Origin of the sequence: Fluviicola taffensis DSM 16823, from assembly GCF_000194605.1 — a bacterium.
GTDB classification, from domain to species: Bacteria; Bacteroidota; Bacteroidia; order Flavobacteriales_D; family Crocinitomicaceae; genus Fluviicola; species Fluviicola taffensis.
This window is the reverse complement of sequence record NC_015321.1, coordinates 3462758-3481275: the sequence shown is the minus strand read 5'-3', so window position 1 is coordinate 3481275 and position 18518 is coordinate 3462758. Positions and strand designations below refer to the sequence as shown.

Sequence of the window (18518 nt, the reverse complement as noted above, 5' to 3'; positions counted from 1 at the left end):
AAGGTAAACAAAATTAAAGCCCAAATTTTTTCACTAACTGTTCGCGCGAAGCTTCTCCAATATGTTTCCCTGTCTCTTTTCCCTCTTTGTATCCAATAAACAAAGGTATTTGGGTGATTCCCATCTGTGTAGCAAGTTCTTTACTCTGATCTATATCAATGCGTATAATTTTTGCTTTTCCCTCATAATCCTTGGATAACTGGTTAAGCATAGGTTCCATTCTTTTACATGGAGCACACCAGGGCGCATAAAAATCTACAATTATCACATCCCCAGAAGCAATTAGCTTCGCATAATCTTCCGGTGAAACACTGGATGCCGTGGGTTTGGTCGTTACTGTGGATTCCGGCATTCTGGCATTCCTCCAGGATAAAATACCACCGTTGAGTTCATACACTTTTTTGAAGCCTTTTTCGCGCAGATGAGCGGCTGCAGAAGCGCTACGGCCACCGCTGAGACAATATACGAAAACAGGCTGTGAAGGGTCAAGATCTTTTATTTTCTGATCAAAATCAGAACCGTTCCAATCTGCATTTTTGGCGTTTTCGATGTGTCCACCTTCAAACTCACCAGCAGTTCTCACATCTAAAATCGTTGCTTCCGGATTGGCTTTTAATTCAGAAGCAAACTGTTCGGCATTAAGGTTGGTTGACTGCCCGTTTGAGCAAGCGGTAAATAAAAAGACGATACTTGCTAAAAGAATTTGTTTCATATTTTATCGTTTTGTTTATGTCGTTTAGAGTAAGAGGGGTCGTAAGTAATAAAGAAATTTAACCAAATGAGCCGGGATACCCGAAAAGTAACCGGTACCAATAAAATAATCAACGATACGAGTGAAATAAGATATATGCTTACATCCAAATGGAGCCACCAGCTATCGATTATCCAAGTTACAACAAAAACTCCAACCATCAGGGCATAACTGACGTACATGGCGCCGAAATAATACCCGGGTTCCTTTTCGTATTTTTCATTGCAAATGGAACACACTTCGTTCATCTCCATAAAGTGCCGAAGATTGAAAGCGCTGCCTGTTTTAAAAACAGGTGTCTTGTGGCATTTCGGACACCGATTCTTTGCCACAGAATAAACAATATCCTTTATCATAACTCAATAATTTATTTTTCTTTTGGAACACGGCAGTTTCCAGTAGCGCATCCTATACCGAATATTGCAATCACCGTAAAGTAACCGCCTAATATGATACCGAACCACTGTCGCTCAGCACTTGAGGCAATAATTATTCCGATGCCTGCAACCACGTACAGTAATCGAACTAAATGCCAGCCGGTGAATACTCTCGAAATCATACTTTTAGCTTATTTTGTAAACTACTCCAACCCCCGCCATTATGAACATCGGCATAGCCATTTGATTCTAAAACTGTTTTTGCAGAGGCACTGCGCATACCACTTGCACAGCAAGTAATAATTGTGCGATCCTTTTTAGGGAGCTTAGCGAGTTCATTGCGCAATTGATCCAAGGGAATATTTATGGAACCACGAATATGCCCACCCTGAAACTCTCCTTTTGACCGTACGTCTACAATTAGAGCACCTTTAGTCATAAGATCCTTGTAATCAGCTTTTGGTCCTAAACCGAGTATGTTTTGTAAAAAACCCATTATTCTAATTTATTTATTTTGTAAATAATTAATGTCCATCCATGACCCGCCATTGACGCAGGAAATGTTCTGAGATGTTAACCAATTTTGAGCCTGAGCGCTTCGATTTCCAGATGCACAGCAGAGCACTAAAGGACTGGTCAATTGTCTGATTTCATCTATTCTTTCTTTCAATTCCTGCAATGGAATGTTCAATGAACCCGTAACGTGACCTGAACGGAATTCATCTCGAGACCGAACATCAACTATTGTGCATCCCTTTTTTGATAATGTTGTTTTCAAATCCATAAGTGAACTATTATTATTTTTTGTTTGTTGGTGATTTGATCATACTGAACAAAAGACCTCCCATGAGGGTACCGTAAAGCGTGCTGTTTACAGGACTGGATGTTATTGCACAGGTTCCGCTTGCACAACCAACAAAATAGTAGTACAAATATCCTCCCAATGCACCTGCTACAGCACCGATAATTGTCCACTTGTATGTATTAACAAGTTGCACAATTTTAGATTTTTCTCCGTTCATTATCTCCGTTTTTTCTTAGTTGATAAGCCAACCAGAGCATATAAAGGACAAAATCCTACCAAACTTGTAAGCAGGAAAATGACAGAAAATACGATCAAGATAATTCCTAATGTACCATGAATAACCCCATTGTAAAAAAGGACAATAGCTACTATTGCTAATAATGTGCGGATAACCCGATCCGCGGTTCCCATATTTGTTTTCATAGTCTGATATATTTCTACGAAGTTACCGTTTGAATCTGTCGGAATCTGTTACAAATGTTACATTTGAATTTGCTCTGTGGTAAGTAACTAAGTAGGTATTCCAATAATAATATACTGATCAAAAAAATGAAGACAACGAGTAAAATTTCTATCGGGCCAAAGTAGCCTCGACAAAACCAAACGATACAACCTTACAATAGTTAAGCAGTGCCTTTTAAAATTTTGTTCCTAATGTCCATGCCGGTTGATAATAATGATTTTCTGATAGTTCAATTATACCGATATTCAACCCCTTTCTTTTAAGAAGTAATTGTGATGCCACAGATAATCCAGCGTTTCCACCGCCAACGATAATTATTTGATAATGCTTTTCCATATTATTATGATTTTAGTGTGAACAACGTTTCTTTGAGAAGGATGTAAAGCCCCATTATCAGCACAAACCAACCAAAAATGGGCTTTAACTTCGTAGCCTTTATTAGTGTTGAAAGGTAACTGCCGATGAGTATACCAACTATAGCAATTGCCGCTATACTCAGCAAAAATCCCCATTGTACTGATGTGTGGGATAGGGAAAACAAAAATCCCATTAGCGAATTGATAGAAATAATAACCAATGATGTCCCCACAGCTGTTCTAATTGGTAACTTCAGTAGGTTTACCAGAGCTGGGATAATAAGAAAGCCACCACCGGCACCAATCAATCCGGTGATTGTACCAATAAAAACGCCCTGCAAAAGAATTTGAAAATAATTGAATGTTTGTTGGGATGGAATTTCTTCACTTGTCTGTTGATTTTTCTTTATCATACTGTACGATGCAGCAACCATCAACACTGCAAAAAGTAGCATAAGCAGTATGTCTTTTGTAACAGTGAAGCTTCCAATAGTAAATACATCCTGTGGGATAGCAGGAAGTATGTATCTTCTAGTTAGAAAAATAGCGGCAATGGATGGAATACCGAAAACGATAGCTGTTTTGATACTTACCAATCCTTTTTTGAAATAAGAAAAAGACCCTACAGCACTTGTGGAACCAACTATAAAAAGAGAATATGCAGTAGCTAATATTGTATCAAGACCAAATAAATAAACTAGAACAGGAACAGTAAGAATACTGCCTCCGCCACCAATTAGTCCTAAAGAGATCCCTATAAAAATTGATGCTATATACCCTATTACATCCATAGATTTTTGAATTGATACGACAAATTTGCATCAATTCAAAAACCTGCACAGCTACTTTTGTTACATAAAGAATATTTTATTTCTACCCAACCGAACCCTACTTATTCTTCTATGTGTTTGCGTAACCTCGACACTGTGAGCTTACCTAAAACGTGAAAGGCTACAATTAGTCCATTTTATTGGCTGGATATTGTATCTTTTTGTACAAGACATTTAAAAGTGAAGTAAAGATTTACGAATACGAACTATTAATGTATGGGAAATTAGAAACAGGAAATTGCCCAATCAGAAACAAAAACATCCTTGTGTAACCAAAGTAGCTGTACGAGGAAAAAGAACATTGTAATTTCGCATCCTGAAATAGAATAATAATTAAAACCAAAGAAATATGTTTTTTCAACACGTTTATGATAAAAGTCTGGCACAAGGTAGCTATGTTGTTGGTTGTCAAAGAACTGGGGAAGCTATAGTAATTGATGCACAACGCGATGTTGATGTATATCTCAACATTGCAAAACAAAACAATCTCCGCATTACACACATTGCTGAAACCCACATACACGCAGACTTTCTTTGTGGTTCAAGGGAACTTGCAGCAGTAACAAATGCAACAATGTACCTTTCAGACGAAGGAGGCAAAGACTGGCAGTACCAGTTCCCGCATGAAGGGCTTAAAGAGGGTGATATCATCAAGGTGGGCAACCTTTCTTTAGAAGTGATACATACGCCAGGTCACACGCCAGAAAGCATTAGTTATCTATTGACCGACCATCCGGCGACAGATAAGCCCGTTATGGTGTTCACAGGAGATTTTGTATTTGTAGGGGATATAGGCCGTCCTGATTTATTGGAAAAAGCTGCTGGGCTTGCTGGTACAAAAGAAGATGGAGCCAAACAAATGTTCCAGTCATTGAAAAAGTTTGCCGCACTTCCAGAATATGTTCAGGTATGGTCAGGGCATGGAGCAGGTTCAGCCTGTGGAAAAGCTTTAGGAGCCGTAGCGAGTTCTACAGTTGGATATGAGAAAATTAGAAACTGGGCTCTTCAATACAGCGAAAATGAAAAAGGCTTTATCGACTATCTTTTAGCCGACCAGCCCGAACCACCGAAGTACTTCGCCATGATGAAGCACTTGAATAAGGTTGATCGTCCATTATTGACAGAGGTTCTGAAACACCCCAAGTTAGACAAAGATCAGTTTATTTCTGCCTATGAAAAAGGTTTTAAGGTGATAGATACCCGAAATAAAGTGGAATTTGCCAAAGGTTTTATCCCTAACACTCTAAACATTCAGGGTAATAACTCTTTCTCTACTTGGTGCGGTTGGGTGTTGAACTATCAGGAGCAGTTTATTTTGGTAGCCGAAGACAGTCAGATGGAAGATTTGACCCGTAAACTGATGCGTATAGGCTTGGACAATATTTACGGCTACATTTCAGATGTAAATGCTATGGGAATTGAGCTACAAACGGCAGATGTCATTTCTTTGGAAGAATTTAAAAATTACGTTGGAAAGGAAAATGTGCAGATAGTAGATATTCGTGGTGCATCGGAATATGAAGCAGGACACATTGAGAATGCGGATCATGTATTTCTTGGAACATTGCAGGACAACTTGGATATGATCAGTAAAGACAAACAGGTAGTTATCCATTGTCAGGCAGGTGACCGATCATCGATTGCATATTCTATCCTTGCTAAAAACGGCTTTAAAAACGTTAAAAACTTTTCAGGCGGAATGAAAGAATGGTTAGCAGAAAATGGTAAAACAATTATGTCACTCGGTAAAATTTAAATCAGTTAGCAAAAATGATTAGTGAAGAAGAAAATGATATCAAATGTTGCGTAACGCAATGCGAAAATCCGCTAGACCAAAGCTATTGGAACGAACGTTGGCAAAAAAATGAAACAGGCTGGGATATTGGACAGGCTTCACCTGCCATTACGGATTATATGGCACAATACCACGATAAAAATGTAGCCATCCTGATTCCCGGTTGCGGCAATGCCTACGAAGCAGAATATCTTATTGCGAAAGGATTTGCAAACATTACCCTGATAGACATTGCGCCGAAAGCAATTGAAACGTTAAAAGAAAAGTTTGCCGACAAACCACAAATAAACGTTTTGTGCGAAGACTTTTTTCTTCATCAGGGTAGTTACGATTTAATCATTGAGCAAACATTTTTTTGTGCTATTCCACCCGATAGGCGAAATGAATATTCAGAAAAAACGGCTTCATTGCTCCATCCGAATGGTAAAATAATAGGTGTGTTGTTCGACAAACAATTTAACCAGTCGTTTCCACCTTTCGGCGGGTGCCCGTGCGAATACAAGCCGATTTTTGATCCGTATTTTACAATTAAAACGATGGACGATTGTTACAACAGTATTCCTTCAAGAGCCAATTCGGAAGTATTTATTAACCTCACAAAAAAATAGAAAATCAAAAGAATACGTGAGCAACCGATAAAGTTATTGTCTTCTTGTATTTGGCATTCAGGTAAAAGAATTGGAAATATTAATTAATGAAATAGATAAAAATAAATGCTAGAATTTTTAAAACAACCCTGGCCTTGGTACGTAGCTGGCCCTTTAATAGGACTAACCGTACCAGTACTTTTAATAATTGGTAACAAATCATTTGGAATAAGCTCGTCACTGAGACATATTTGTGCATCCTGCATACCTGCCAATATTCCATTCTTTAAGTATGATTGGAAGAAAGAAATTTGGAACCTCGTTTTTGTATTCGGGATATTCTTAGGTGGTATGATAGCCATCAATGTTTTGTCTAATCCTGAACCTATTCATATCAACCCAAAGTTGGCAAAAGAATTAGCTGGTTATGGTATAAACAATTACAATAACCTCGTACCTGAAGATATTATGAACTGGTCTGTCTTATTTACCCTTAAAGGCTTTATTTTAATGGTAGGCGGTGGCTTTTTGGTAGGTTTCGGGACGCGTTATGCGGGAGGTTGTACAAGCGGACACGCTATTATGGGACTATCTAATTTACAGTTACCCTCGCTCATTGCCACCATTTGCTTTATGATCGGTGGGTTTATTATGGCGAACCTTATCCTACCATTTATACTTTCACTTTAATATCCACACGAGATGCAACAAAACAGAGATATAGAAAAAGATTTACAAAATCGTGAATTAGACGCAATGTGTGTAAATGAAAGCTTGTTGAAGCACAAATGGTATCATAATATCAAATACCTGATTGTAGGCATATTGTTTGGCATCATCTTCGTAAAATCAGAAGTTATCAGCTGGTTTCGCATACAAGAAATGTTTCGCTTACAATCTTTTCACATGTATGGCATCATTGGAAGTGCTGTAATAACTGGTATGATTTCGGTTTTATTCATCAAAAAATTCAACATCAAAACCATTTACGGCGAACCCATTAAAATTGCATCTAAAACATTGAATAAAGGTCAAATCTATGGTGGTCTTATTTTCGGTTTGGGCTGGGCCATTACCGGAGCATGCCCAGGTCCACTCTTTGCACAGATTGGTACTGGAGCGACTGTTATTGCAGTAACTTTGCTAAGTGCCATTGGTGGAACATGGGTTTATGGTCTTCTCAGAGAGAAGCTGCCTCATTAAATAATAACGTTTATGTATTGGTTTCGGAAATTGCTGATAACAGCGATGTGGATATCTATTGTCCAAAATTTACAGGCACAACATCATTACAATGCTTGGTTTCGAGGTACGTTAAGCATTCCAGTCGGCGAAAAATTCAAAATAGTTAACGAGTTTCAGCATAGGAGACAAAACGGCTTTGAAAACGAGAATATATTTGATAATAATTTGATGTTTGCTTACAGGAACTGGGTGCATTACCAACACAGTGAAGATGTAAAGTTTTCAATTTCGCCATTCGCTTATTTTTCAAATTATAAAATCATACAAGAGCAGGCAGACGAAACAGCTATACCAAACAGTGAAATTCGTTTTTCGGTAGCAGTTGAATTACAACACGAGATCCTGAAAAATTTTTATATAGTAGATAGGTCAGCCCTTGAATACCGGATATTTGACAATCATCAATCAGACATCACACGATTACGAAACCGTTTTGGCATTCGCTACGATTTTACCCGAAAGCTAAAAGTGAGCATTTTTGACGAGCTGCTTTTTAACCTTTCTGGAACGACACATCATCATTTCTTTGATCATGACCGTTTAGGACTGAATATCGAATACAAACTTTTACCAAATTTAAAATTTGATATTGGTTATATGCACATTACCCGATTATCTTTGGCTAGTACAACAAAAGGGCACGAAAACAATCTCTATCTGAATTTTACGTATCAACTGAAAAACCTAAAATCGAAATGAATGCTCAACAACAAGCAAGTAAAAAGCATCTTAAAAATCAGTAACCTTCTTAATCAGATTGGTGCGTGTGTGAGGGTGTTCTTGTTGCTATTAGGATCAATGAACGAAGTGTTCTTTTTCTCATAGCACAATCATGGGATACACTCGACTAAAACAAGGAGCAATCACGTTTTAACCCATGCAAAAAGTGACCTCAAAGCGGGCTCACTTTTCTTTTTACGTCCATTTTTGTATTTACTCCAAATCAAATGGGAAATAATCTCTATTTTCCGAAGGGGGGAATTTAGATCTCTCTTCGTTTTTAGGTTCTTTAAAACAAATTCTATTTTCTCTTATCCTTTGCCGAAGCCGGGAATGAGATCAAATTGAACATTTCCCGCAGCCTTGACCGCACACGATTTCCATACATAGCTTCAAGTTCATTCGCATTCAAGTTTGTAGTTCCATGCGTGAGTACTTTGGAGTAGATGAGGTGATCATACCGACTTAGCAGGATCTCGGCCATGGTATTGCATTCGTTTCCGAAATGCTTGATGTTTTGCTCAATGCCTAGATCGTCGAAGCAATAAATGTTGGATGACTTGCCGTATTTGTGAATGACCTGGTAACCATCTTTGATGAATTCGAAGGTGATATCGCGCGCGGGCTTCATGAGGTGTCTGCGATCCGGATCGAAGAACGGACGGACCAAGTTCATGAGTGAGGTTTTGCCACAGCCGACCGGACCACTCAACAGGATTCCTTTCCGCAAATCAATGTTGCTTTCCCGGCATCCGTCTTCATCCTTGATTGCGTAAAGCAACAATTTCATGATGATGGAATGGTCTTCGCGCTGCAGCTGGAAATTTTGGCCGTACTGCGCTTTTCCAGCTTCATTCAAATAATGGAAACAGGCTGCGCTATCGTAAATTTTCTTGTTGTCCTGGATGGTATAGAGCTGCATAATTTGACTTTTCGAGTGTTTTACAATGGTTCGGAGTAGTTTTTATCCGGATCGGTGCTCAACTTGTTTTTTGGAACGAACGGAGATTTGAATTTTTCGTGGTTGAGCATCCAGTTCCTGGCTGCTGCCTGCCAGTTTTTCATGGGTGTTTTTCCGCTGACGAGCCAGCCGTTGGATTCGAAGTGGTTGAAGAATTTCTGCGCTTCGAGTTCCGGAAAGTTCTTTTCCTTGAAATGTTCGCGGACGGTTCGCAGATCCGGCTTAACAAACTGATTTGATTTTGATTTTTCAGCTTTCATATTCCCTGGCTTTTGTGAGGAAGAATTTTTTTCTTCCTCCAAATTGTTTACTTGTTTCATCTGTTTCTTATTGTTTATAGAAGGTCGCACTGCCCTTACACGACCTTTATCACTACTATTATCACTACCCTTATCAGTACTATTATCAAAATTGTACAGGTTAACGAGGCTTCCACGGAGTGGACTGTAAGAGGGTAAATATTGGATGTACCCGAACTTGTCGAGTTCCTTCAGGCATTTGGTATACGTGTTGGCAGAACCGATCTTGGAAACTGCCATGATCTCTGCACGGGTGATGGATATGGGATTAGCGAACCTATTCATGTTCCAGAACTGGAAAAGGGCGATGTACAAGCTGACGTGGCAAGGCGTGAGACGCTTGTCTTGTGCGAATTTATCGAGGACTCCTGAAAGGTGCCTGATGTAGTTGACCTGGAATTCATTTTGATGCATTCGGGATTCGGTTGCGCATGTTTTGCTGCATGACGTTGTTGATGTCTTCCTGCGAATAGAGGATTACACCGCCGACCTTTGTGAAAGGAATTGTGCCATTGATACGCAGGTTCTGCAAGGTACCTGGGGAAATGCTCAACAGTCTTTGCACCTGGTGCGATTTGAGCCAGCGCACTTCGTTTTTCTTGGTTTCTTTTTCCGCAGGGTGGGAAATGATCTCGCGGAGTTCCTCGAGCAATTCGATCTTGAACTGTGCAAGATCTTCCTGTGTGATGATGTTTGCTGCCATTCATTTGATTTTAATGGGTTATGGCGACAAATGTGAAGTGTTTGGTGGAAAGGGTTTCATGACTCATGAACAGGTCATGAAAGATTTGGGGTGAATTGGTTGTGTTTGTTGTGGTTTGGGTACAGGATCATGCACCGGGTTGAAACCCGCTGTTGCAAGCCTTGCGATTTTTGTGCTTTTGGCGGATCATGATCCGCCACTACATGTTATTTTGAATCTTTGATTGGGTAATTTTTGGAAATCATTAGTTCATCATGAGTCATGAATGTAGTCTTCATCGATTCTTCTGGAAAGCGCGTCTTTGAGTTTATCCAGGAACTTGGTTACATCAGTCTTTCGGTTCTTGATCTCGCTGAAGGATTGGTAAGGTGAATCAATCTTCAACCCGAAGAACAATTCAAATTCGCTGATGATGTCTTTGATATCTATGTTGCCGTTATTGATTGCATTGGATGAAGCCAGGGCGTAAATAAGTTCGATCATGGCGACTTTGCTTCCTGTCCATTTAAGTTTATTGATCCTTGCTTTTCCTTCTGGCTTTTCATCCTTCAGGTTGCGCAGCTCTTTTTCAACGTAGACATAGAGCATATCGTTGGAAAGCAGTTCTGCGATGATCAGGTCATTCTTCGAGTCACCGGGACTGGACAGTGCAACGATTGTTTTTTCCGTACAAGTGGAATCAAAGCAGTTTTTACGTGTAAAGTATTCGTGATCCTTATTCGTCTGGTTGCTCCGGTAGTAGTCAATGAAGTCGATGTTTTTCTCATGAAAAGATTGCATCCGCTTTTTCTCTTTTCGGAAGAACTTTCTGATCTGTTTCGGACTTTGGTGTTTCTTACGGACCTCAAACTCGAAGAGCCTGTAAAAGTAGATGTACCTGGAAAGCAGTTTCGGCTTGTAATGTTTGAAGTATGCTATTTCATCTTCCAGACTTTTAAATTGGGTTTCGGATTCAGTGTCTTTCAGTTTGGAGGAATAGGTACTTACGATTTCCAGTGAAGTACTGGCCAATTCTTCCGAACTGGATGTGTCGATGTCAATGAAACTCAACTTGTGTTCCATTTCGAATAGTAGGGTTTGTATTTTACTTAGCATCCCAGTGGTGTGTTTCAGTGGTGTTAATAAACGATTAAGCCACTGTTAAGGTTACATTTGGACTAAAAAAGTAATTTAGCAAGGTTCGCGAATAATGGGAATCGGGCGCATTTTTTTGAGGGTGAAAGCTTTGCCTTTGTTTAAACGTCGGGCGACGATCTGTTGACCGTGCTGAACTTGAAAGCGCAGAAGTAGACGGCTTTCGCAATTAAAAAAATGTGCTTCCAAACGGCAGCTGCTGTTGATCAAGGCACAGCTGATGCATCCGTGCGGAAGGCGAAGGACAAAAGCCACATCCGGGCGACGTGGCTTTTGATTAATGGTTACCCGATTTTGGAAAGAGGACTTGTGTTCGCCAGTGATAGCTTATCGCGTAGAGTTTTCATATCATCGCTCACTTTCTTTTCTACAACCTTGGCATATACTTGGGTGGTACGGATGCTTTTGTGACCAAGCATGGAACTGACGGTTTCGATTGGAACGCCATTGGCCAACGTAACGGTTGTTGCAAAGGTGTGACGGGCAATATGAGTGGTCAGGTGCTTTTTAATGCCGCAGATGTCAGCCAGTTCTTTCAGGTAGGAATTGTATCGCTGGTTGCTGTTTACTGGCAGAAGCTTGTTTGACTTGATGCAGTATTCGTCGTTTTTGTACTTTTCGATGATCTGCAGAGGAATCGGAAGCAGGGGAACGCTTTCGCGTGTGCCTGTTTTCTGGCGATTGGTGGAGAGCCAGTATTCCTTATCCAAGCCGACAATGACAGCGTCGTGCTGAAACTGGTAAACATCGCTGTAGGCGAAGCCTGTGTAACAGCAGAACACGAACACGTCGCGCACTTCTACCAAGCGTTGAACGCTGATCGGCTTCAGGCGAAGAACTTCCAGTTCGTCCTGGTTCAGGATTTCTCTGTCTGTGCTGACGTAGGAGCATTTGAACAGGTTGAAAGGATTGGACGGAATCCAGTCCAGGCCAACGGCCATGTTCATGATCTTCTTCAAGTTCTTGATGTATTTGTGCGCGGTGTTTGACTGGATCCGGTCTACTGTCAACAAATGGTGCTCGAACTCGGTGATGAATGCCAGGCGCAGTTCGTGTAACGGCATATCTGAAAGCTTGAACTTCCGTTCCATGTATGCTACAACCTTGTTTTTGGTGATCTGATAGCGCATCAGTGTCTTGGGCGAAATCTTGCTGATCTTGACCATATCTGCCATTTTGAGGTTGTGGTAGTCGAAAGCATCGCAGATGGTTTTGTACTCCGGTTTATCTTCTACTCCCAAAAGTTGGTTCTTAATTTCATCCGGAGTGGGAATGCGATCTTGTAATGACAGATCGAAGTGAATGCGGTCAACCTTGCTAAGCAAGGTTTGCAGAAAGGTGTTGGTTAGACGAATGTCTTCTGTATTTCCTCTAACTGTTTGTGTAGTTGCGTTCCACTTGTCAAGAGCAACCCATTTCTTGGTTGAAATTTCAACGCGCAGTCCGTCAATTGTAATGCGCAAATAAATAGGCGCTTCACCATTCTGGCGGACTTTGGTTTTCTTCACCATTAGAATTCTACTGTACGTGAAATTGAGTTTCATATCTCATCGTTTTTTGGTCACCGAGAGGTCACCGATTAGCATTTATGTCCTTGTAGCTCTAATGCTCCAAAACCCAATATTTACAATGCTTTTCGAGATTTAGCGAGACCTCTTTTCACGAAGATATAGCAGGTCTCCGAATAGGTCTCCTGAAATATGTTATTAGTTGTTTTCTGATGAATTTTGATTTAAAAAGAAAACCCTGCAAACATTAAATTTACAGGGTTTTGATAAAAAACAAAGGGAAGCTCTCGCTTCCCTTGTGATCCCGCTGGGATAGTAATGTGATCCGTCTGGGGACCATAATATCTTTGAAAACTACCACTTTCCTTACTATTTCGTAATATCCAAATTTCTGCTGGCTGATTTGCTGGCTGAAAATTTGCATTGAATTAACGCTATTTGAAAGATCGTTTTTCTTACGGTAAAGATACAAAATGATTCGCAATTAACAGCAAAAACAGTCAAATTATAGGATAAAATCACTCACTTTTTCAGGATCTAAACCAAGGTATTGAGCAAACTCTGAAACAGTTATTACTTGGTGTTGTTCCTTCTGAAAATGTGTTTTCATTTTCTTCATTAAGTAACGACAATAGCGCTCACTTTTGCCAGTAATTAGCATGATGTCTTTGGGATATATGACTAAGCGCTTTTCTTTCATTATTTCATATACTATCCATAGGTAATCTGTGGGTGACCCTGGGTGTAACTATACACAAAATTAGGTACTATTTGAGGCTTTTCAAGGTGCAAAAACGGCACAAAACAGCATAAAGTTTATGATACGGTATAGGTCTATTGTAATGCTTTGCAATTCGTTGAATGTTTGTCTTGTCAATATGCTTCAGACGCGCGCAAATCTAGATTTCTGATTCATCTTGAAAGGTGAAATGACCTACCTAGAAATCGGTCAAACAGAAATACGAAATACAATGGCACGACAAACAGGCCTTATCAAATTAAAAGGCACATTAGACAATGTCAATTTCTACAAATCGAAAGATGGAAATCTTGCGCGCATGAAAACGTCTGTTGACGGTAAGCGTATCGCAAATGACCCAGCTTTCGTTCGAACTCGTGAGAACAACTCCGAATTTGGTTCTTCTGCAAAATCTGGGAAGCTCGTAAGAAGTTCTTTGCGCCCATTGATGCAGACTGCAAGTGATGGTGGCGTAACCGCGAGAATGACGAAAGTAATGACCTTGATTAAGGATTTTGATACTCAAAGTTCTCGAGGTGGACGAACTGTTGCTGGTGGCATCACCGATGCTGCAGCAAAAGAATTATTGAAAGGGTTCAATTTCAACAACCGTTCAGCTTTGGGAAGTGTATTCTTCAAACCCTTCACAGTTGACGTGAACACTGGAGCGATTACCATTAACAACTTGATTCCGATCAATGATATTAACTATCCTCAAGGTGCAACTCACGTAACATTAAAATGTGCCTGGGCAAAAGTTGACTTCGCGACTGGAGAAACTGACACTCAAATCTCACCGGAATCAAACTTACCACTTGATTCAACGTCAACAGATGTGACGTTAACACCTCCACAAGCTCCAGCAGGACAAGGAACAAACGTTTTTGTTTTGTGCTTGGAGTTCTTCCAAGAAGTAAATGCAGCGCAGTACTCGTTGAAAAACGGTGCATTCAATGTGTTGTCAATCGTTGAAGTAAGCTAAACTATTGAGTCATGAAAAATTCAAATTTACAAGACCCGAAGTTTAAAGACCATTTGAAGTCTTTCTTCGCGCGTTGCACTAGCGAAACGCCTCCTTTCTTCAAAAAACTCCGTTTGGCTGGATTAGTAACAGTAGCTGCAGGAACGGCATTGTTGGCCGCTCCAGTTGCTCTGCCCGCAGCACTTGTAACCGTTGCAGGTTACTTGATCGTGGGTGGAACTGTGGCTTCAGCTATGAGTCAAGCGGCAATTGCTGACGATGGGAAGAAAAACGATGAATAATTGAAGGATTTCTCATCAAAAAGAAAACCGAGTAATTAATCCAAAAGCAACTAGCAATGACGCCACATCAGGACACCACAACAGTTGCAGGAACGGTTACAGGTACAGTGTTTACCATTGCTGCGAACATCGATTCGCAAGATTTTTCAAAGACAGTGATTCTCGCATGTGTTGGTGCAGTGGCCAGTTTCATTGTTAGTTTGATTCTCAAGCGGATTTGGAAGTATTTATCAGAATAAATGAACGGCACTCGAAAGGGTGCCGTATTTTTTTGGTTAACTATTTTCAACTATACTTTTAGCAATTAAATCTAAAATTGGTTGAACTATATTCATCATCCAAGTCTCTTCTTTAAATACGAGCATTTTACAATCTTCAACTTCCATATTACTACTTAATCGAAATAGTTCCTCTGTAACTTTGCTATCATTTTCAAACATCATCAAGCTAAACTGGTCCATAATTATAAGATAAACATCTCTACGGGGTGAAGCAAATATCAAATTTGAAGTTTGATCTTTGAAAGTTTCAGATGTAATTATGGATATTGGATAAAGAGGAATTTTATTCATTGATAAAAACACTTTTTGTAATTCTGACTTATTCACTGATTTATGTAAAACAAGTGATTCCCGAATTTTTTCCTCAATTTCAGGTATTATCTGAAAACGATTGAAAACAGCATGATTTGTAACACTACTTCTCCAGAAAATAGAATAAATCATTAATCTAAAGACCTTGCTATTCATTGTTTTAAAAAAAACAATTGAAAACAGTTTCTTGTATGACGTTAGGGTATATTCCCCATTATTTGATTTTTGCTTCCATGTGTTAAAGACATCAGAACAAATTGTTTCTAGTAAACTGAAATAATCTTCGCATTCTGGGCACAGAATATAATTTTCTTTAGGTGAATCTTGAATTGTATGTTTGGGATGATTAATTGGATTCGAACTTGATACTTGAAATCCTTTTTTTTGCTGTTTAGGACCAAATAATTCCTTCGAAAGAAATTTAGGTAGAATGTGAGAATTTGTCTTCGTTGAAGGGTTTGTTAAACATAGGAGACAAATATCAGAAGCGCTTCTCTTCATAGGATTAAGTTTAACGATTGGTGATGCTAAAAATACGTGAATTTCATTTTTCCAGTTAATTAAAACCCAAAAGAAAAAGAGAAAAAAGAAAGAGCAAACCCGAGTGGCTAACATTTTAGGCATGCAAGGTTTTTGGAGAAAAAATGATTACACCGAATGTAATTTGAAAGTTGATTGTTCTGTGAACTAGGATTTGGTAGTTGAAACCTGCATTTTTTATTCAAAATTCATTTTAACCTTGCAGGGCTGAAATGAGACACTATCTTGCTTTTGTTTTTTTTTATTATTCAATTATGTAGATTTTTGATTGAACAACAAATTACCAAATAAACGAATTTGATATAAATCAATATGATTGCCCCATAGACGACCAGCTAACATATTTCAAGATGGATGATTCTGAAGAACCAGTTAGCTTACATTCAACATTTAGGTATAGATCTATTTTATTGTGAAATGAAACTGAACATTCTATTTCATCATTTTCAAAAAAAATCCGATTATCAGTTATTGTGATGCTTTTATGGGCAAAGTACGAACAAGGTCTAGTTCTATAATGTTCTAGGAGTCTTAAAAAATCAATTTGAAAAATGGGGACATAATCGAGGTAAAATTGAGCTGGATTAGCAGGGTCATTAGTATTGCGTTTAAAACAAATGACTTCGTAATAAGAATGAGTCTTTGCACCAAAAATCGCATCACTTATGGAATTAATGTAACCAAGCACGTTTTTTTTTACTTCAACCGATCTTACATAAATCCCATCTAAATGAAATGGAGTTTCTACCATATAGTTCTTTTAAATGTTGGTTAAATATAGATATATTATTAATCCATTTAAAGAACCTATTTAACTATGGAAGATAATTAATGATTGTAAAACGATGGGTAAAACAGCCTTGAGCGCTGCCGGTGGAGCAAGGCAGCTGGCTTAGTGGTAAAAGGAAAGCATTAAGTGCATTTCCAAAAGAAACATAGGTTAGAATTGTAGCGTTTATCTCCAGTAAGAACCATGATTTATATGCTTTTCTTACCACTAAAGCAAAACGGAGTGTTTTGAATGGCTTTGCTTTAGCAATATAAACGGCCAGAGAAACATGGAGAGCGCGAGCCGCCCGCGAGTTGAGGGAAGGTGGAAGACAGAAATGGGCAGGGACTGAACAGCTGGCGACCTATGCAGGATGCACAAGGGATTGGCTGAGTTTTTGTTTCGTGAGTGGATGCGCGTCGGCTAGACCAGCTGTTACTTGCAACGCAGTGGAGAGTAAGGGCTGGTGTGCGTTGCGAAAATGCTCCCTGGCGAAATCATCCTGTAAGGTGATACGACAGGAGGCATTTTGCAAATGGAAAAGCAAAGGCCTTAGGACTAGGTACGACGGCTCTAAGGCTTTTGTTGTGTGGAACGGAAAGTTGCTGATTGATATTTTGCAGATGGGAACCAGTTTACGGAACCAAGGGCGCAAAATGAGAACAGCTACTTGAAGTGGGGATTACAAAAACTGTGACAAGCCCGAAGCCTGACTGATTTAGCAGGCGAGCATACACAAACAGCGGTGACACCCAATGAAACTAAAAGGAAGGGAGTGACGGGACTAGCTTCCCTGACGAACTAATTGGGGAACATCCGTAGTAAGCTTTCAGCTACTACGGTGTGATGGGTGGCAAAGGAGCTGTGACTGACAACGAAGGATGAACAGGCTAAGAAAACAAATGAACAGCCAAAAGGGAATTCTGAGCGTTGGCTAAGTGAGTGCTAAAAACAAGGGCGCAGAGCAACGGAGCTTGTATTACCCTTGTTTTTATGTTTTTCTGAAGCTGTGAGAACTAGGCGGAAGACCGCTTTACCGTGTCTAGGATTTCAGGAGGATTTTCTTAGGATAACGGACTTTATCAATAGGATCTGACAGAATAATAAGCGTTGGATATTATACTTGGGTTTATTATATTTGAACTGATTTAGGTGGTTAGGTTAGGTTGATTAAAAAGCAGTAAGACTCCCGTTTTGCTGCTTTTTTTTGTTTTATTCAATAAAGAAGAAACATTAAAAAACATTGGTTTGATTAGATATTTTTCTGAATCTATGAGAATTAAACCTGATGTACAAAATCTTAAATCTCCTTATCTATTTCTTCATCAATTTTATCCAGATACGATTGAAGATTTATTGCTGGAACGGTCCCAATAGCTTGCTGTAAATAACGTGTAAGTTGCATGAAGAATGTTACCAGTGAATTCTCTTGTTTACTGAAGCGTATTTCATTAAAATTTCTTGCTGCATAGAATTCCAAATATTTTTCTTGGCCAGTCTCCATAATTTCTTCATTTGGCTCATAGTCAACAAAAAAACTTCCGTAATCTGCAATACAACCTAAATCGATACTTTTTAACCCTATCTGCTTTTTGATATGTTCCTGAATAGTATCATTATTCTTGTGAGTATATGTATTTGTACTACACAATATACCTCCAAGAATCTTTGTCAATGGACGAGGCGGGAACTTTTTGCCAGAATTGATCATATCAGTACTAGTTCTATGTAATTTTCTTACACTTTCGATTTTATTAGCTGCATATTCGATATATGTTTGATCATCAACATTTCCCTTTATATCAGGTTTCACCTCAAAAACAGCATATACTCCTTCCGCTGGAATATAATGAAATCCATTTTGCGTGAAAATAAATGGAGTAAACCAATTATCATAAATCACAATATCCATTTGATGACTTGTATTTCCCTCGTGATCAATCACTATGGCCTTATCGACACTGTACCTATTTGGCAAATAGGCTCGTAACCATTCAATCCAAGCATTTTCAAGCGCATCACCTTTGGATCCAGGATGTGTTATGAATTCTCTATTTGTACTTAGGGCTGCGTTCATTTG

25 protein-coding genes are annotated in these 18518 nt (G+C 39.2%); 8 read left to right on the top strand and 17 right to left on the bottom strand.

The window, feature by feature from the left end; genetic code table 11:
• Positions 1–13 precede the first annotated feature (13 nt).
• The 8 genes from FLUTA_RS15105 to FLUTA_RS15070 form a co-directional block, all read right to left on the bottom strand.
• Positions 14–712, bottom strand: a complete 699-nt coding sequence (locus FLUTA_RS15105; protein ID WP_013687764.1) for a thioredoxin domain-containing protein — start codon at positions 710–712, stop codon at positions 14–16.
• Complete coding sequence (locus tag FLUTA_RS22050) at positions 709–1005, bottom strand: DUF983 domain-containing protein (protein WP_169312091.1); 297 nt, start codon at positions 1003–1005, stop codon at positions 709–711. The genes FLUTA_RS15105 and FLUTA_RS22050 overlap by 4 nt, the downstream gene beginning before the upstream one ends.
• A gap of 301 nt (positions 1006–1306) precedes the next feature.
• Positions 1307–1624 (bottom strand): rhodanese-like domain-containing protein, encoded by a 318-nt coding sequence (locus FLUTA_RS15090; protein ID WP_013687761.1) that lies wholly within the window; start codon positions 1622–1624, stop codon positions 1307–1309.
• 9 nt (positions 1625–1633) lie between these two features.
• Positions 1634–1912, bottom strand: a complete 279-nt coding sequence (locus tag FLUTA_RS15085; protein ID WP_013687760.1) for a rhodanese-like domain-containing protein — start codon at positions 1910–1912, stop codon at positions 1634–1636.
• Positions 1913–1925: 13 nt separating this feature from the next.
• Positions 1926–2150: a DUF6132 family protein gene (locus tag FLUTA_RS15080; RefSeq protein WP_013687759.1), complete on the bottom strand. Its 225-nt coding sequence runs from the start codon at positions 2148–2150 to the stop codon at positions 1926–1928.
• Positions 2150–2356 carry a YgaP family membrane protein gene (locus FLUTA_RS15075; RefSeq protein ID WP_043023857.1) on the bottom strand — a complete coding sequence of 69 codons (207 nt, stop codon included), beginning with the start codon at positions 2354–2356 and terminating at the stop codon, positions 2150–2152. The genes FLUTA_RS15080 and FLUTA_RS15075 overlap by 1 nt, the downstream gene beginning before the upstream one ends.
• Positions 2357–2570: 214 nt before the next feature.
• Positions 2571–2732 (bottom strand): lycopene cyclase family protein, encoded by a 162-nt coding sequence (locus FLUTA_RS21440; RefSeq protein WP_013687757.1) that lies wholly within the window; start codon positions 2730–2732, stop codon positions 2571–2573.
• 4 nt (positions 2733–2736) lie between these two features.
• Positions 2737–3543 carry a sulfite exporter TauE/SafE family protein gene (locus tag FLUTA_RS15070; protein WP_013687756.1) on the bottom strand — a complete coding sequence of 269 codons (807 nt, stop codon included), beginning with the start codon at positions 3541–3543 and terminating at the stop codon, positions 2737–2739.
• 388 nt (positions 3544–3931) lie between these two features.
• Here FLUTA_RS15070 and FLUTA_RS15065 point away from each other — a divergent pair, with 388 nt between their 5' ends.
• The 5 genes from FLUTA_RS15065 (at position 3932) to FLUTA_RS15045 (ending at position 7908) form a co-directional block, all read left to right on the top strand.
• Complete coding sequence (locus FLUTA_RS15065; RefSeq protein WP_013687755.1) at positions 3932–5338, top strand: MBL fold metallo-hydrolase; 1407 nt, start codon at positions 3932–3934, stop codon at positions 5336–5338.
• Between the two features lie 14 nt (positions 5339–5352).
• Positions 5353–5985, top strand: coding sequence for a methyltransferase (locus FLUTA_RS15060; RefSeq protein ID WP_013687754.1), 633 nt, complete (start codon positions 5353–5355; stop codon positions 5983–5985).
• A 105-nt stretch (positions 5986–6090) separates the two neighbouring features.
• Entirely contained in the window at positions 6091–6654 is a 564-nt protein-coding gene (locus FLUTA_RS15055) for a YeeE/YedE family protein (protein WP_013687753.1), read from the top strand.
• 12 nt (positions 6655–6666) lie between these two features.
• Positions 6667–7167 carry a DUF6691 family protein gene (locus tag FLUTA_RS15050; protein ID WP_013687752.1) on the top strand — a complete coding sequence of 167 codons (501 nt, stop codon included), beginning with the start codon at positions 6667–6669 and terminating at the stop codon, positions 7165–7167.
• Between the two features lie 12 nt (positions 7168–7179).
• Complete coding sequence (locus tag FLUTA_RS15045) at positions 7180–7908, top strand: DUF2490 domain-containing protein (protein ID WP_013687751.1); 729 nt, start codon at positions 7180–7182, stop codon at positions 7906–7908.
• 322 nt (positions 7909–8230) lie between these two features.
• Here the strand turns inward: FLUTA_RS15045 and FLUTA_RS15040 are convergent, their stop codons facing one another.
• From FLUTA_RS15040 to FLUTA_RS15015, 6 genes are all read right to left on the bottom strand, one after another.
• The gene (locus FLUTA_RS15040) at positions 8231–8851 is read right to left on the bottom strand and encodes a P-loop NTPase family protein (protein WP_013687750.1); all 621 of its coding nucleotides are present in this window, start codon (positions 8849–8851) and stop codon (positions 8231–8233) included.
• 20 nt (positions 8852–8871) lie between these two features.
• Complete coding sequence (locus tag FLUTA_RS15035; protein WP_013687749.1) at positions 8872–9603, bottom strand: hypothetical protein; 732 nt, start codon at positions 9601–9603, stop codon at positions 8872–8874.
• Positions 9590–9892 (bottom strand): helix-turn-helix domain-containing protein, encoded by a 303-nt coding sequence (locus tag FLUTA_RS15030; protein WP_013687748.1) that lies wholly within the window; start codon positions 9890–9892, stop codon positions 9590–9592. Before FLUTA_RS15030 ends, FLUTA_RS15035 begins: the two co-directional genes overlap by 14 nt.
• A gap of 252 nt (positions 9893–10144) precedes the next feature.
• Complete coding sequence (locus FLUTA_RS15025) at positions 10145–10954, bottom strand: RteC domain-containing protein (protein WP_043023856.1); 810 nt, start codon at positions 10952–10954, stop codon at positions 10145–10147.
• Between the two features lie 356 nt (positions 10955–11310).
• On the bottom strand, positions 11311–12570 hold the full coding sequence (locus FLUTA_RS15020) for a site-specific integrase (protein WP_013687746.1): 1260 nt from the start codon (positions 12568–12570) through the stop codon (positions 11311–11313).
• A 469-nt stretch (positions 12571–13039) separates the two neighbouring features.
• Positions 13040–13234: a hypothetical protein gene (locus tag FLUTA_RS15015; protein ID WP_013687745.1), complete on the bottom strand. Its 195-nt coding sequence runs from the start codon at positions 13232–13234 to the stop codon at positions 13040–13042.
• A 271-nt stretch (positions 13235–13505) separates the two neighbouring features.
• On the opposite strand from FLUTA_RS15015, the gene FLUTA_RS15010 reads away from it, so the two are divergent.
• Genes FLUTA_RS15010 through FLUTA_RS15000 form a run of 3 tightly spaced genes read left to right on the top strand, consistent with a single transcriptional unit; the run spans position 13506 to position 14775 of the window.
• Entirely contained in the window at positions 13506–14255 is a 750-nt protein-coding gene (locus tag FLUTA_RS15010) for a hypothetical protein (protein ID WP_043024366.1), read from the top strand.
• Between the two features lie 11 nt (positions 14256–14266).
• The gene (locus tag FLUTA_RS15005) at positions 14267–14536 is read left to right on the top strand and encodes a hypothetical protein (RefSeq protein WP_013687743.1); all 270 of its coding nucleotides are present in this window, start codon (positions 14267–14269) and stop codon (positions 14534–14536) included.
• A gap of 56 nt (positions 14537–14592) precedes the next feature.
• Positions 14593–14775 carry a hypothetical protein gene (locus FLUTA_RS15000; RefSeq protein ID WP_013685345.1) on the top strand — a complete coding sequence of 61 codons (183 nt, stop codon included), beginning with the start codon at positions 14593–14595 and terminating at the stop codon, positions 14773–14775.
• A 36-nt stretch (positions 14776–14811) separates the two neighbouring features.
• On the opposite strand, the gene FLUTA_RS14995 is transcribed toward FLUTA_RS15000, so the two are convergent.
• The 3 genes from FLUTA_RS14995 to FLUTA_RS14985 all read right to left on the bottom strand — a co-directional run bounded on the left by FLUTA_RS14995 (position 14812) and on the right by FLUTA_RS14985 (position 18515).
• A complete protein-coding gene (locus FLUTA_RS14995; protein ID WP_013687742.1) occupies positions 14812–15753 on the bottom strand; it encodes a hypothetical protein in 942 nt (313 codons plus the stop codon).
• 223 nt (positions 15754–15976) lie between these two features.
• On the bottom strand, positions 15977–16420 hold the full coding sequence (locus FLUTA_RS14990) for a hypothetical protein (RefSeq protein WP_013687741.1): 444 nt from the start codon (positions 16418–16420) through the stop codon (positions 15977–15979).
• A 1318-nt stretch (positions 16421–17738) separates the two neighbouring features.
• Positions 17739–18515, bottom strand: coding sequence for a DUF6602 domain-containing protein (locus FLUTA_RS14985; RefSeq protein ID WP_245545448.1), 777 nt, complete (start codon positions 18513–18515; stop codon positions 17739–17741).
• Positions 18516–18518 lie beyond the last annotated feature (3 nt).